Origin of the sequence: Streptomyces sp. NBRC 110611, from assembly GCF_001590865.1 — a bacterium.
Lineage (GTDB): Bacteria > Actinomycetota > Actinomycetes > Streptomycetales > Streptomycetaceae > Streptomyces.
Genome location: NZ_BBUY01000019.1, coordinates 89,284 through 103,284 on the forward strand (window position 1 = coordinate 89,284; position 14,001 = coordinate 103,284).

16 protein-coding genes are annotated in these 14,001 nt (G+C 73.4%); 10 read left to right on the plus strand and 6 right to left on the minus strand.

What is annotated here, in order from left to right; translation table 11 throughout:
* Positions 1 to 22 precede the first annotated feature (22 nt).
* Positions 23 to 670, plus strand: coding sequence for a TetR family transcriptional regulator (locus AZE13_RS28065; RefSeq protein WP_066938097.1), 648 nt, complete (start codon positions 23 to 25; stop codon positions 668 to 670).
* A 99-nt stretch (positions 671 to 769) separates the two neighbouring features.
* On the opposite strand, the gene def is transcribed toward AZE13_RS28065, so the two are convergent.
* Positions 770 to 1,339 (minus strand): peptide deformylase, encoded by a 570-nt coding sequence (def, locus tag AZE13_RS28070; RefSeq protein ID WP_066937948.1) that lies wholly within the window; start codon positions 1,337 to 1,339, stop codon positions 770 to 772.
* Between the two features lie 257 nt (positions 1,340 to 1,596).
* Here def and AZE13_RS28075 point away from each other — a divergent pair, with 257 nt between their 5' ends.
* From AZE13_RS28075 to AZE13_RS37155, 4 genes are all read left to right on the plus strand, one after another.
* Positions 1,597 to 2,835: a Mur ligase family protein gene (locus tag AZE13_RS28075; RefSeq protein WP_066937951.1), complete on the plus strand. Its 1,239-nt coding sequence runs from the start codon at positions 1,597 to 1,599 to the stop codon at positions 2,833 to 2,835.
* Between the two features lie 39 nt (positions 2,836 to 2,874).
* On the plus strand, positions 2,875 to 3,603 hold the full coding sequence (locus tag AZE13_RS28080) for a type 1 glutamine amidotransferase (RefSeq protein WP_066937954.1): 729 nt from the start codon (positions 2,875 to 2,877) through the stop codon (positions 3,601 to 3,603).
* A gap of 174 nt (positions 3,604 to 3,777) precedes the next feature.
* Positions 3,778 to 4,728, plus strand: a complete 951-nt coding sequence (locus AZE13_RS28085) for a cytochrome c oxidase assembly protein (protein WP_066937957.1) — start codon at positions 3,778 to 3,780, stop codon at positions 4,726 to 4,728.
* A gap of 118 nt (positions 4,729 to 4,846) precedes the next feature.
* The gene (locus tag AZE13_RS37155) at positions 4,847 to 5,005 is read left to right on the plus strand and encodes a hypothetical protein (protein WP_181690467.1); all 159 of its coding nucleotides are present in this window, start codon (positions 4,847 to 4,849) and stop codon (positions 5,003 to 5,005) included.
* A gap of 115 nt (positions 5,006 to 5,120) precedes the next feature.
* Here the strand turns inward: AZE13_RS37155 and AZE13_RS28090 are convergent, their stop codons facing one another.
* On the minus strand, positions 5,121 to 5,618 hold the full coding sequence (locus tag AZE13_RS28090; protein WP_066937959.1) for an SSI family serine proteinase inhibitor: 498 nt from the start codon (positions 5,616 to 5,618) through the stop codon (positions 5,121 to 5,123).
* Between the two features lie 533 nt (positions 5,619 to 6,151).
* Here AZE13_RS28090 and AZE13_RS28095 point away from each other — a divergent pair.
* Positions 6,152 to 6,874 (plus strand): lysophospholipid acyltransferase family protein, encoded by a 723-nt coding sequence (locus tag AZE13_RS28095; protein WP_066937961.1) that lies wholly within the window; start codon positions 6,152 to 6,154, stop codon positions 6,872 to 6,874.
* A 146-nt stretch (positions 6,875 to 7,020) separates the two neighbouring features.
* Here AZE13_RS28095 and AZE13_RS28100 read toward each other — a convergent pair whose 3' ends face one another.
* Positions 7,021 to 8,682 (minus strand): alpha/beta hydrolase, encoded by a 1,662-nt coding sequence (locus tag AZE13_RS28100; RefSeq protein WP_066937964.1) that lies wholly within the window; start codon positions 8,680 to 8,682, stop codon positions 7,021 to 7,023.
* A gap of 544 nt (positions 8,683 to 9,226) precedes the next feature.
* Here AZE13_RS28100 and AZE13_RS28105 point away from each other — a divergent pair.
* From AZE13_RS28105 to AZE13_RS28120, 4 genes are all read left to right on the plus strand, one after another.
* Entirely contained in the window at positions 9,227 to 9,610 is a 384-nt protein-coding gene (locus AZE13_RS28105) for a hypothetical protein (protein ID WP_066937966.1), read from the plus strand.
* 44 nt (positions 9,611 to 9,654) lie between these two features.
* Positions 9,655 to 10,587 carry a hypothetical protein gene (locus AZE13_RS28110; protein WP_258528034.1) on the plus strand — a complete coding sequence of 311 codons (933 nt, stop codon included), beginning with the start codon at positions 9,655 to 9,657 and terminating at the stop codon, positions 10,585 to 10,587.
* Positions 10,588 to 10,657: 70 nt separating this feature from the next.
* Positions 10,658 to 11,038 carry a roadblock/LC7 domain-containing protein gene (locus AZE13_RS28115; protein WP_066937968.1) on the plus strand — a complete coding sequence of 127 codons (381 nt, stop codon included), beginning with the start codon at positions 10,658 to 10,660 and terminating at the stop codon, positions 11,036 to 11,038.
* 152 nt (positions 11,039 to 11,190) lie between these two features.
* Positions 11,191 to 11,565 (plus strand): hypothetical protein, encoded by a 375-nt coding sequence (locus tag AZE13_RS28120; RefSeq protein ID WP_066937970.1) that lies wholly within the window; start codon positions 11,191 to 11,193, stop codon positions 11,563 to 11,565.
* 3 nt (positions 11,566 to 11,568) lie between these two features.
* On the opposite strand, the gene AZE13_RS28125 is transcribed toward AZE13_RS28120, so the two are convergent.
* The 3 genes from AZE13_RS28125 to AZE13_RS28135 form a co-directional block, all read right to left on the minus strand.
* A complete protein-coding gene (locus AZE13_RS28125; RefSeq protein WP_066938102.1) occupies positions 11,569 to 12,390 on the minus strand; it encodes an urease accessory protein UreD in 822 nt (273 codons plus the stop codon).
* A 107-nt stretch (positions 12,391 to 12,497) separates the two neighbouring features.
* The gene (ureG, locus tag AZE13_RS28130) at positions 12,498 to 13,190 is read right to left on the minus strand and encodes an urease accessory protein UreG (protein ID WP_066937973.1); all 693 of its coding nucleotides are present in this window, start codon (positions 13,188 to 13,190) and stop codon (positions 12,498 to 12,500) included.
* 74 nt (positions 13,191 to 13,264) lie between these two features.
* A complete protein-coding gene (locus AZE13_RS28135; RefSeq protein WP_066937975.1) occupies positions 13,265 to 13,939 on the minus strand; it encodes an urease accessory protein UreF in 675 nt (224 codons plus the stop codon).
* Positions 13,940 to 14,001: the final 62 nt, after the last annotated feature.

Below are 14,001 nucleotides of genomic sequence, written 5' to 3' on the forward strand. Positions count from 1 at the left end.
ACAATGGGTGGGGAGCACGATCATGGAGAGCACAGAGCACGACAGCGCCCGGCAGGCGGCGGCCGAGCGCAGGCGGCGGGAGCTGCTGGAGGCCGCCGAGCGGATTGTGCTGCGCGACGGCCCGGACGCGTCGATGAACGCCATCGCCGCCGAGGCGGGCATCACCAAGCCGATCCTCTACCGGCACTTCGGCGACAAGGGCGGGCTCTACCGCGCCCTCGCCGTACGGCACACCGACGCCCTGCTGGCCAACCTGCGGACCGCACTGGACGCACCGGTCCTGCGCCGGGAGCGGGTCGAGGCCACCCTCGACGCCTATCTGCTCGCCATCGAGGCCCGTCCGCAGGTGTACCGCTTCCTGATGCACCCCTCCGAGGAGGACAACCCCTCGGAGTCCGGTTTCGACGTCGGACGGCACTCCGCCCCGCTGCTGCGCCGGCTCGGCGAGGAGCTGGCCAAGGTGATCACCGACCGGCTCGACCTGGGAGCGGACGCCGAGCTGAAGGCGCGCGTCTGGGGGCACGGCATCGTCGGCATGATGCACGGCGCCGGCGACTGGTGGCTGCGCGAACGGCCGTGCTCCCGCGAGGAGTTGGTCCGGCAGCTCACCGATCTGCTCTGGGGGCAGCTGGCCTCGGTCGAGGACCGCACGGGCGGCGCCGGATCCTGAGCGGCCGGCGGCGGACGTACCGGCCCGGCCGGCGGCGGTCAGGCGGCGGCCGTCTCCGGCAAGCCGCCCCCTCCGCCCCCGGCACGGCGGCCCGGCCGCTCAGCCGCCGACCGCCGCCGCCCGGCCACCGTCCGCCGCCCACGGGGCCCTGGCCGCCGCGCGCAGCGCCCGGCGGCGGCGCAGTCCGGTGAGGCGGTCGATGTACAGACCGCCGTCGAGGTGGTCGCACTCGTGCTGCAGGCAGCGGGCGAAGAACCCGGTGCCGGTCACCGTCCGCGGCTCGCCGGACGCGCTGAATCCGCTCACCACGGCACGGTCGTGACGCGGGGTGCCGGCCTCAAGGCCGGGGAGCGAGAGGCAGCCCTCGGGCCCGCGGACGACCGGGCCGTCGGCCTCGACGAGCCGGGGGTTGACCAGGTGCCCCAGGTGACGGCGGTCCTCGTCGTCGGGGCAGTCGTAGACGAACACCCGCAGCGGGACGCCGATCTGGTTGGCGGCCAGGCCGACACCGCGCGCGGCGTACATCGTCGCGTACATGTCCTCGATCAGCCGGGCCAGCTCGCCGTCGAAGGCGGTGACCTCCTGGCAGGGGCCGCTCAGCGCGGGGTCGCCGAGGAGGCGCAGGGGGCGGATACGGCCGGAACTGCCGGGAATGGTGCGGGGACGCATGGGCTCCAGCGTACGGTCCCGCACCCGATGGGCCGGTGCCGGAAGTCCCGTCGTCCGCCCGGAGGACGGGACGCTCGGCGTCCGGTACCGGCCGTAGTTGTCGCCTCACGGGTGGCGGGGTTCGGGCCCACGGCCGGATCTCGATAGGCTGATCCCCGACCGATGCCTCCGGCCGGTCAGGTCATCGGCTTCGGAGGGGGCGTTCCACCGGCGGCCGCACGACGGGCGGGCGCCGGACGCAAGGAGGATCAAGGACGATGGCAGGCAACACGGAGCCGCTGTCGCCGCGGGCCAAGCTGGCCGTGACGGCGGGCAAGGCCGCGGCAGCGGTGTCGCGCGCGGCGGGCCGCGGCAGCGGATCGGTGATCGGTGGCCGGGTGGCACTGAGGCTCGACCCCGACCTGCTGGCACGGCTGGCACGGCACCTGGACGTCGTACTGGTGTCGGCGACCAACGGCAAGACGACCACGACCCGGCTGATCGCGGAGGCGCTGCGGGCCAGCGGACCGGTGGTCTCCAACGCGCTCGGCGCCAATATGCCGGCGGGCATCACCTCCGCGCTGGCCGGCGGCTCGGACGCCAAGTACGGCGTCATCGAGGTCGACGAGAAGTACCTCGCGGGGGTGGCACGCGATGTGACGCCGAAGGCCATAGCGCTGCTGAACCTCTCGCGCGACCAGCTCGACCGCGCCGCCGAGACCCGGATGCTGGCGGAGAAGTGGCGCGAGGGCCTGTCCGGCTCCAAGGCGCTGATCATCGCCAACGCCGACGACCCGCTGATCGTCTGGGCCGCCTCGGGGTCCGCGAACGTGGTGTGGGTGGCGGCCGGGCAGGAGTGGAAGGACGACGCCTGGTCCTGCCCGTCGTGCGGCGGGGTGATGCAGCGGCCGGGCGAGGACTGGTTCTGCGGCGAGTGCGGCTTCCGCCGCCCCACGCCCAGCTGGGCGCTCTCCGGCGACCACGTCCTCGACCCGCACGGCAGCGCCTGGCCGATCAAGCTGCAGCTGCCGGGCCGCGCCAACAAGGCCAACGCCACCACCTCCGCCGCGGTGGCCGCCGCCTTCGGGGTGCCGCCGCAGGTCGCGCTGGAGCGGATGTTCTCCGTGCAGGCGGTGGCCGGCCGCTACGACGTGGTCACGTTCCAGCAGCGGGAGCTGCGGCTGCTGCTGGCGAAGAACCCGGCCGGCTGGCTGGAGACGTTCTCGCTGATCGACCCGCCGCCGACCCCGGTGATCATGTCGGTGAACGCGCGCGGCGCGGACGGCACGGACACCTCCTGGCTGTGGGACGTCGACTACACCCGGCTGGCGGGGCACCCGATCTACGTGCTCGGCGACCGCAAGCTGGACCTGGCGGTGCGGCTGGAGGTCGCGGGCCTGGACTTCCGGGTGTGCGACAGCCTCGACGAGGCGGTGCAGCTGGCACCGCCCGGCCGGATCGAGGTCATCGCCAACTACACCGCCTTCCAGGACCTGCGCCGCCGCGTGGGCAACTGACCGGGATCCACCGACCTTCACGGACAAGGACGAGCAAGCATGAGTGACAACAGCCTGCGCCTGGTGTGGATCTACCCGGACCTGCTGAGCACCTACGGCGACCAGGGGAACGCCCTGGTGGTGGAGCGGCGGGCGCGCCAGCGCGGACTGGACGTACAGCGCCTGGACGTACGCTCCGACCAGCAGATCCCCACCTCGGGTGACATCTACCTGATCGGCGGCGGCGAGGACCGGCCGCAGCGGCTGGCCTCCGAGCGGCTGATCCGGGACGGCGGCCTGTCCCGCGCGGTCGCCAACGGCGCGATCGTGTTCTCGGTGTGCGCCGGCTACCAGATCCTGGGCCATGAGTTCATCAACGACCTGGGCGAGCGGCAGCAGGGCCTGGGGCTGCTGGACGTGGTCAGCACCCGCGGCGAGGGCGAGCGCTGCGTCGGCGACGTACTCGCCGATATCGACCCGCAGTTGGGGCTGCCGCCGCTGACCGGTTTCGAGAACCACCAGGGCGTGACGCATCTGGGCCGGACCGCCCGGCCGTTCGCCAAGGTGCGGTTCGGCAACGGCAACGGCGTCGGTGACGGCTACGAGGGCGCGTACAACGACACGGTCTTCGGGACGTACATGCACGGCCCGGTGATGGCCCGTAACCCGCACATCGCCGACCTTCTCATCAAGCTGGCACTGGACGTCAACGCGCTGCCGCCGGTGGACGACCACTGGTACGACGCGCTGCGCCAGGAGCGGATCGCCGCCGCGACCCAGCCCGCCTGACCCCTCCCCGGCGCCTGCCCTCGCCTCGCCGTACGCCCGCGGTCCCGCACCGCGGGCGTACGCGTGCCCGCCGCTCCTGGCCACGGCACCGGCAGGCAGCCCCTGCCGCGTGGCCCGGGCGGGGGCGGTTCTACTCTTGTGGCCGGAGCATCGGTACGAATCGGGAGTGAGCGGATGGATCACAGCGGGCACGGCATGAACATGGATCTGCCGCCGTTCACGCTGACGCGGGGCCTGGAGTTCGGGGGTGATCCGGTCTTCCTCGTCGGCTGCCTGCTGGGGCTCGGACTCTACGGCTGGGCGGTGGTCCGGCTGCGGCGGCGCGGGGACAGCTGGCCGGTGGGCCGGACCGTGGCCTGGGTCCTGGGCGTGGTGACGGTGGCGCTGGCGATGTGCACCAAGCTCAACGACTACGGCATGGCGATGTTCAGCGTGCACATGGTCCAGCACATGATCGTCAGCATGCTCTCGCCGATCCTGCTGCTGCTCGGGGGGCCGATGACGCTGGCGCTGCGCGCCCTGCCGACCGCCGGGCGCGGCCGCCGGGGCCCGCGCGAACTGCTGGTGGCGCTGCTGCACAGCCGGTACATGCGGGTGATCACCCACCCCGCGTTCACCATCCCCATGTTCATCGCCAGCCTCTACGCCCTGTACTTCACCCCGCTGTTCGACCTCCTGATGGAGTCCCGGGCCGGGCACATCGGGATGATGGTGCACTTCCTCGCGGTCGGACTGGTCTTCTTCTGGCCGATCATGGGCGTCGACCCGGGACCGCACCGGCCGGGCTATGTGATGCGGATCCTGGAGCTGTTCGCCGGGATGCCGTTCCACGCCTTCTTCGGCATCGCGCTGATGATGGCGTCGGAGCCGATGGTCGACACCTTCGTGAACCCGCCGGCCTCGCTCGGCATCGAGGCGCTCGCCGACCAGCAGGCGGCCGGCGGCATCGCCTGGGCGTTCAGCGAGATCCCGTCCGTCGTGGTGCTGATCGCGCTGATCTACCAGTGGCGCAAGTCCGAGGAGCGGGTGTCACGGCGCGCCGACCGGGCCGCCGACCGCAACGGCGACCAGGAACTGGCCGAATACAACGCCTACCTCGCCTCCCTGCACGCCCGGGGGCGGTAGGGCGCTTCTCACGGCGGGGCGACCGTCTGGCGGTACGGGCCGCGGCCGGGGACGATGGTCCCCCATGGCCGCGGCCCGTGGCATATGCGCCGCGGGCTGCCGTGAGGAGGTGGCGGGTATGCCCGGATCTGCCAGGACGATGGCCGTACTCACGGTGAGCGGGCTGGTGGTGGCCACCGCGTACACCGTGGCGATGGGCGCCAACGGCTGGGTCTGGTTCTCGTGGGTGGTGCTGGCGCTGGTGACGCTCGGGGTCGTCGCGGCGAGACCGGTCTGACCGCCCGGTGGGCTCGTAGGAACGGACCGGCGAACAGGACGGCCGGACGGACGGGCGGCAGGACGACGACGGGGCGGCAGGATGACGGGCCTGCCGTCCGTGCTCGGAAGCGGGCTCAGAAGCGGAAGACGGCGCCGGTCGCGGCGTCCATCATGCAGGCGTTGGAGAACTCCTTGCGCCAGTTCACCGGGCCGCCGCGCCAGCTGCCGGTCGCGCTGACGGTGACCGGGTCGTACTGCTTGGTGCAGGGGTGCGGCTCGCCGGGCAGCGCGTCCATGTCCCCGCGCGCCCAGGTCAGCGCGTTACAGGCGGCGAGGGCGTGCGGATGCCTGCCATAGGTGTCGGGGCAGCCGAGCCGTACGCCCCGGATCCAGGTGCTGCTGTCCCCGGACACGGTCAGCAGCAGTCCCTGGTCGGTGCCGGGCGGCTGGGGTGCGAAGGCGGCCGCGGCCTGTGCCTGAAGCGCCTCCTGTCCCGTGGCGTCGGGCCGCGGAGGCGGGACGGCGGCGGCCGGGGCGGCGCAGAACGTGCCGGCCAGCGCCGCGGACACGGTGACGGACACCGCGGTGGGCACGGTGGCACGGACGGCTCGGCGTCGGCGGCTGACGGGCATCGATGTCTCCTTCAGAACGCTCGGCCCTGAGAACGTCGGCCCCAGGGCCTGTCCGGCTCTGCCCCAGGGCCTTTGCCCCCCAGGGCCGTTCCGGCTCCGACCCGTCGGAGAGGCCCTGGGGAAAGCTCGGTGAATTCAGGCCACCTCGCCCGTCCCCGGGGCGCAAGCGGCCACGCCGCGCTGTCGCCCGTACGGACTCGGCCGGGCGAGGGAGCCGCCGACGCCCCCCACCAGCGGGCCGGTCCGCTCTTTCGAGCCATGTCATCGCCCCCGCCCCGGGCCCCGGACACCCTGGCGCCGGGCGTCTCCGCTGCTCGGCGCACGCCCCAACTCAGGTTCTTTCAGGGGCAGTTCAAGGTCATTCAGGAGTGGCGAAGGGAGCGCACCGGCAGTGGAGCCGAGGTGCCGGAATCCGACTGGAGGTGGTGACCGGCCGCGAGGGTTGCCCATAGCCTCACGCCCGTCCCGAGAGCCCTCGTGACCTGGAACGACGTAGCCACCGAACGATCCGACGGAAGAGGGAGTCGCCCCCCGTGTTCTACCAGGTTGTGAAGTACGTCCTCCTGCCGCTGCTGCGACTGATATTCCGGCCGCGGATCGAGGGGCTGGAGCATCTGCCGGAGGACGGGGCCGCGATCATCGCGGGCAACCACCTCTCGTTCGCGGACCACTTCGTCCTGGCGGTGGTCGTGCCGCGCCGGGTGACGTTCCTCGCCAAATCCGAGTACTTCACCGGGTCCGGGCTGAAGGGGCGGCTGACCGCGGCGTTCTTCCGCGGGCTGGGACAGATTCCGGTGGACCGTTCCGGCGGCCGCGCCTCCCAGGCCGCGATCTCTTCGGGCCTCTCCGTCCTGCGCGACGGCCAGCTCCTGGGGATCTACCCGGAAGGCACCCGCTCGCACGACGGCCAGCTCTACAAGGGCCGCACCGGGGTCGCGTCGATGGCCATCCGGACGGGGGTGCCGGTCATCCCGTGCGCGATGATCGGCACGTTCGAGGCGCAGCCGACCGGCCGGCTGCTGCCGCGGTTCATGCGGATCACCATCCGCTTCGGCGCACCGCTCGGCTTCTCGCGGTACGAGGGCATGGCGGACGACCGCTTCGTCCTGCGCGCCGCCACGGACGAGATCATGTACGCCATCCTCACCCTGTCCGGCCAGGAGTACGTCGACATCTACGCGGTCGACGCCAGGGCGCAGGCCCAGGGTCAGGGTCAGGCTCAGGCACCGGCGCATGCCGAGGGTCTGACGGCCTGACGCGCGGTACCGGGCCCTGACCCGTCGCACAGGCGAAGGGGCGGCCGGTGTGCCCGCGAGGGCATTCCGGCCGCCCCTTCCATTCCTCTCCGCCATCACGCCCCCGGTGTCACCGCCGGGCGCGACGGCGGGTCACCACCGGGACGTCACGGCACGGCCGGCAGACCGGCGGCGGCCTTGGCGGTCACCTTGGCTGCGGTCTTGCCCTTGGCCTTGTCCTTGTCCTTGGACGGTTCCGGCGTCGCGTGCGGAGCGCAGGTCACGTCCGCGGCGTCGGTCCTCCCTCCGACGAAGTAGGCGTCGACCCGCTTGTTGATGCAGGAGTTGGCCTCTCCGGTGACGCCGTGCGATCCGGCGTCCCGCTCGGTGATCAGACGGGAGCCCGCAAACCGCTTGTGCAACTCGACGGCACCGTCGTACGGCGTGGCCGCGTCCCGCTCGCTCTGCACGATCAGCACGCTCGGCAGGCCCTTGCCCGTCCTGACCTCGACCGGGCGCTGCTGCTTGACCGGCCAGGTGGCGCAGGGCAGGTTCATCCAGGCGTTGGACCAGGTCATGAACGGCGCCCGCTGGTGGATGCGGGTGTTGTCACGGTCCCACTTGCGCCAGCTGGTGGGCCACTTGGTGTCGGTGCACTCGACGGCGGTGTAGACGGCGTTGCCGTTCTCCGCCGCGATGTTGCCGGCGGTGTCCTTGAGGTCCGGTCCGGCGTTCTCCACCAGCGGCTTGCTGTCGCCGGCGCGGTAGGCGCTCCAGGCCTCGGCGACCGGGGCCCACATGGAGTCGTAGTACGGCGCGTTCTGGAAGTACCCGGTCAGCTCGGCGGGGCCGACGACACCGCCGATGGGGTGCTTCTTGGCGGTGGCGCGCAGCTGCTCCCAGGCCGCCTGGACCTTCTCGGGGGTGTCACCGATGTGGTACGTGGCGTCATGCCGGGCGACCCACTTCTTCCAGTCGCCCCAGCGGGTCTCGAAGGCGATGTCCTGGTCGAGGTTGGCCTGGTACCAGATCTTGTGACGGGCCGGGTTGACGACGCTGTCGAACAGCATCCGGCGGACGTGGTCGGGGAAGAGCGTGGCGTAGACGGCGCCCAGGTAGGTGCCGTAGGAGACGCCCAGGTAGTTGAGCTTCCGCTCGCCCAGCGCGGCGCGGATCACGTCCAGGTCGCGGGCGGTGTTCTCGGTCGTCATGTACGGCAGGAGGTCGCCGCTGCGCTCCAGGCAGCCGTTCGCGTACTCCTTGGCGAGCTTGCGCTGGGCGCGCTTGTCGGCCTCGGTGTCCGGCACCGGGTCGGCCTTCGGGGCCTTCACGAACTCCTGTGGATCGACGCAGGAGATCGGCGCGGAGTGGCCCACACCGCGCGGGTCGAAGCCGACGAAGTCGTACGCCTTGGCGATCTTGGCCCACACCGGGCTCTTGGTGGTGATGCGGTTGGGGAACCTCATGCCCGAACCGCCGGGGCCGCCGGGGTTGTAGAGGAGGGAGCCCTGGCGCTCCTTCTTGCCGCCGGTGCTGACCGCCCGGTCCACGGCGATCTTGATGGTGCGGCCGTCGGGCCGGGCGTAGTCGACCGGGACGGTGACATAGCCGCACTGGACGGGAGACTTCAGGCCCCAGTCGGCGGGGCAGTCCTGCCAGTCGATGCCCTTCTCGGCCGCGCGGGCGGCGGCGGTCTGTACGCCGCGCGCTTCGGCCGTTCCGTTCTTCGGGTGCTGGCCCGCGCTGGCGGGCGGGGCGGCTATCGCTCCGGTGAGGAGCGCGCCGGTCACCAGGGTGCCGGCGGCGCCGAGCGCTGCTGTTCTTCTCACGTGGTGGTTTCCCCCTGCTCGGTGGCCACTTGTGGCTGTGTTGATCACGGCCTACGGGGGAATCCTGGCCTCCGGCCTCCCCTTCTGAACAGGTTCGGACGGCAATTCTTTACCAAGCTGTAGGTTTTCGGTTCGCCGGTGGCCCGTGCGGAACGGCCGGAGATGGCGGGCCGAGCCCGCAGATTCCGGCCAAGCCGCGCGGACGACGGTGCGCGGTGCCACATGACGCGTACCGCACCTGCGGAATATCCAACTCGCCAGTGACACCAGTCAGTTGAGGAAGGCGGAGTGGGTGCGCCACCGGGCCCGGCCGCCCGTCGACGGGCGGCCGGCGGGCGGGCCGGAGCACGGTGTGTTGGCCGCCGGAGCGCCAAGGAGGGGCGAGAACACGTCAATTGCACCGGACTCGTCCCGGAGGCATGTGCCAAACGCACCCCTTCAGTAACCTTCCGTGAAGGCTCTCCCACACACCGCCGCGGGGAGGGCTTCGGCGTTTTCGCGCCCGTTCAAGCGCCCGTTCAGGCCGTCGCGAAGGAGCTCCGCAGTGCCGGGTATCGATCAGGTGTTGTCCCAGGCGATGCGGATTCCGGGCGTCCTGGGCGCCGGCCTGATCGACTGGACCAGCGGCCTGACGCTCGGCACGGTCGGCCAGGCACCGCACGGCGATCCCGACGCGGCCGCCGCGGAGACCGCCGAGGTCGTGCAGGCCGTGGCGCGCAACGCCACGTTCGACACCGCGGGCACCACCGGCCCGGCACTGGAGGACCTCATCATCACGGCCGCCGGCAGCTACCACCTGATCCGTTTCGTGCACACCGCCTTCGACAGCCAGACCTACCTTTACCTCTGGCTGGACCGGGCGCAGGCGAATCTCGCCGTCGCCCGGCTGCGGCTGCGCGATCTGGCGGCGGAGCTGGTCACCTCCTGACCGCCGCGCTCCGCCACCTCGCACCAACGGTTAAGGAACCAGCCATGGGCCTGCCCCCCTTCTCCCGCCCGCCCGCACCGGCCTTCTCCCGCCCGCCCGCACCGGCCTCCCCCCTCCGGCCCGCACCCGCCTTCTCCCGCCGGCCCGCGCCGGGCGGGCTGCTCGACCGGTGCGCCGCCGAGCGCGTCACCGGCGCCCTGCGCGGCCCGCACGGCTGTGTCTACCTCCTCGACGGCGCGGTCACCTACGTCGAGGACGCCGCCGCGCCGGGGCTCGGCGTACGGCTCACCGCGGCCGGCAAGGTGCCGCCGCAGGGCTGGCAGCATGCCGCCGAGACCGCGGGCCCGCAGCGGTGCGGCGGCCGGTTCCTGGTCAGCGAGGGCTGGCTGACCCAGGGGGAACTGGAGATCTGCCACCTCGCGGCGCTGCTCGACGCGGCCTTCTTCGCGTTGCCGCTGCCGCCGGAGGACACGTCGTTCACCCCGGGAACCGGGCACTGGCTGGGCGTCGTCCGCCGGATCAGCGCCGCCGCCCTGCTGCGGGCCACGGCCCGCCGCCGGGCCCTGCTGGACCAGCTGCGTCCCTGGGCGGCGGCCGACACCGCGCCCGTGGTCCCCGTGCGCCCGCCCGGTGACGTCCCTGCCACGGGCCGGCAGCGACGGCTGCTGGACCGCGCCGACGGCCGGCGCACCCCCTGCGAACTCGCCGGTGCGCTGGGCCAGTCCGCGTTCGTGACGCTGCTGGACGTCCGCCGGCTCGCGGCGGCCGGGCTGGTCCGTATGCCGGAGGCGGCACGGCCGCTCCCCCGGCGGCGGCCCGGTGCGGGGCTGCGGGAGCAGTCGCCGCCCGCCGCCGGTCAGCCCCGTCCGGTGGCCTGGCACCCCTCGGTACCGGAGCTGCCCGACCTCACGCGTATCACCGATCCGGACATCGCCCTCCTCGTCCGGCTGCGCACGGCTCTGGAGGAGAACCTGTGAACCCTCGCGACCGAGGACCCCGCACCGCATGAGGCGCGCCATCGTGCGGCGTGCCGTGAGAAGGAGACTGATGACGATCGAGCCCCGGTTACGGGACGAACTACTGGCGCTGCGCGATCAGGTGCGGCACTTCCAGGGCGGGATGGTGGCGAGCGCCGACGGCATGGTGATCGCCCACGAGCTGGCGGACATCGAACCGGAGGGTCTCGCCGCGCTGACCGCCGCGGCCATCGGGGTCGCCAAGCGCCTCACCGAGGCGACCGGGCAGGGCGGCTTCGAGGAGTCCCTGACGCGGGGCACCGGTGGCTATGTCGCGGCCTACGCGGCCGGCCGCCGGGCGGTCCTCACCGCCGTCGCCGGCCCGGACACCAACGTGGGACGGCTCCACTTGGAGGCGAGGCGGGCCGCCGAACGCATCGGCGCGCTGGTCGACTCGGACGCACCGCGATGACGCGGCGCCCGCCCGCCTCCGGGAGGCACCCGCCGCGCGACGGACCCGGCACGACGACCAGCGCCGGGCGCGGCCACAGCGCCGGCCACAACCGCCGTAGCGGGCATACCGGAACACTGTCCAAGAAAAGAACCGAAAGGGCTGAACCTCCCATGACGCATATGGAATCCGCGCTCGCCGAGGCGATGTCGACCATCGAGGGCGCCATAGGTGTCGCGCTCGTCGACTACACCAGCGGGATGGCGCTCGCCACCCTCGGTGACAACCAGGTAGTGGACCTCAACGTCGCCGCGGCCGGCAACACCGATGTGATCCGCGCGAAGATGCGCACCATGGAGCTGCTCGAACTCCAGGGCACCGTCGAGGACATGCTCATCACCCTGTCCACGCAGTACCACATCATCCGCCCGCTCACCGGCAAGAGCGGCAACGGGCTCTTCCTGTACCTGGTGCTGGACCGCAAGCGCGCCAATCTCGCCATGGCCCGCCACCGGCTGGCCCGGCTCGAACCCGATCTGGAGGTGTAGGGCTCAGCCGGCGGTGCCGCTCCGGGCGGCCGCCTCGTCGAGGAGCCGCCGCAGCCGCAGCGCGTCCGGGGCCACGACGGTGGCCAGCACGGCGGGGCCGGCGAGCGGGGCCAGCACGCCCTGCCCGGCACCGCCGTCCGGCCGCCCGGCCGCCGCGTCGCCGAGCAGCCGCACCTCGGCCGGTCTCGCCGCCAGCTCCGGGTCCACGATCAGCAGCTGGCCGACCGCGCGGTGGCCGCCCAGGACGGCCGAAGTGTCCCAGCCGGGGACGCCGGGCCCGTACGCCGTCTCCTGGTCGAGCAGGGTACGGCCGGCGCGGCGGACGGTGAGCCGGCTGCGCAGCGCTCCGGTCCGCTCGCCGCTGCGGCCCAGGACCTGCTCCTCGCGCAGCACCAGGCGGGCGGTGGGAGCCAGTTCGACGGTGGTGGTCATCCGCAGGTCGCTGCCCGCGGCGGAGATCAGCGGCTCCGGCAGCCAGTCCAGCCGCGCTCCGTCGCCGGCCGTCAGGCGCACGTCGTAGGCCGCGGGTACGGCCGTGCGGCCGGGCAGCGCCACGGTCGCCGCGGCGGATGTGATGTGCAGCGCGGCGCCCGCCTCGGCGGTGGCCTCGATGGCCAGCCGGTCGCCGCCGAGCGGGGCGCTCATGGCGCCCACCACGCAGACCCGGGCCTCGCCGGTGCCCGAACGGACGCGGCGCAGGGCGAGCGGGCCGTCGCCGTCGAGCACCGGCAGCCGGGTTCCGCTGTGCACGCCGGCCCGGGCGAGGATGCGGGCGGTGGCGCGCAGGCCCGCGACCGGGGGTACGGCGGCGGCCGGCGCCGGCACGGTCCGCCCGGCCGTGGTCCGCGGCGGCGCGGTCCGCCGCGGCGATGCCGTCTGCGGGGGCGGCGCGGTCTGCCGGGGCGGCGCGGTCCGCGGGGGCGGCGCGGGGGTCACGCCGGGACCGCGGTCCACTCCGCCAGCCGGGTCCGGACCCAGTCCGACACCGGCTTGACGCCGTTCTCCGACTTCAGCGCGGTGAAGACGACCGGCAGTGCACCGCGCTGCGCCTCGGCGTCCCGGGCCATGACGTCCAGGTCGACGCCGACGTACGGCGCGAGGTCGGTCTTGTTGATGACCAGCAGATCGGAGGTGGTCACGCCGGGGCCGCCCTTGCGCGGGATGTCGTCGCCGCCGGCCACGTCGATGACGAAGATCTGCGCGTCGACCAGGCCCCTGGAGAAGGTGGCGGTGAGGTTGTCGCCGCCCGACTCCACCAGCACCAGGTCCAGCGCCCCGAGCTCCTCTTCCAGGTCCTCCACCGCCTCCAGATTGGCGGAGATGTCGTCGCGGATCGCGGTGTGCGGACAGGCCCCGGTCTCCACCGCCGCGATCCGCTCCGGCGGCAGCACCGCCTCGCGGAGCAGGAATTCGGCGTCCTCGCGGGTGTAGATGTCGTTGGTGACGACGGCGATGGACAGCTCGTCGCGCAGGGCGCGGCAGAGCGCGGCGACGGTGGCGGTCTTGCCGGTGCCGACCGGGCCGCCGAGGCCGATGCGCAGCGCGCGGCGGGACCCGTCGGAGCGTACGGCCGCCGCGCTGTAGCTGTAGCGCTCGGGGAAGGTCTCGTGGTGGTCGAGGTGCATGGGTCAACTCCGGTATGTCGGTCGTACGGCCGCCCGGGGGGGGCGGCCCGGGGTCCGGCGGGGTGCCGGGCGGGTCAGGAGGCGAAGAGCCGTACCGGCCAGGCGGCGTGCGCCTGCGCGGTGATGTCGAGCAGCGGCGCGGAGGCGGCGGGCAGGGCGTCGGCCCCTTCGGTGGCGACGCGCGCCGCGGCCTCGGCGCCCTGTTGTGCGACCTGTTCGAGGTCGGGGGCGAGGCGGGCGAGCACGGCGGTGGCGTCGAAGGGGTCCAGGCCGAGCAGCCGGACGGCCGCGGTGGCCGGGCCGCTGAGGGTCTCGTACGCCACGGCGTACGCGGCATCGAGCGGCGTCAGGCCCGCGGACCGGGCGGTCAGGCCCAGGACGACGGGCTGGTGCGCCCCGCGCGGGCGGGCGGCGGCGAGCGCGTCGAGGGCGGCGCCGGGCCAGGCGGCGCGGGCCGCCCGCATCATCTGCCGGCCGAGCCGCCGGGCGGCCTGGCGGAGTGCCGGTACGGGTGTGCGGGCGTCGGCGGCGTCGTCCAGGAGGAGCGGATCGCAGCCGGCCGCGGCCGCGGCCGCGAGCCCGGCGGCGACCAGGCCGGCGGAGTGCAGCCGGCCCTGGCAGAAGGTCTCCAGGGTGGCGGCGTCCGTGATGCGTCCCGCGGCGACGGCCGGTTCGGCGCCGCCCGAGTGGGCGTGCCCTCCGGCGGGGAACCGGCCGTCGGCGAGGACGAGCAGCGCTGCGCGGGTCATCAGTGGTCCGTGGTGTGCGTCGGGGGTGGCGGGGGTTTCGGGGTTGTCGGGGTGGTCGGCGG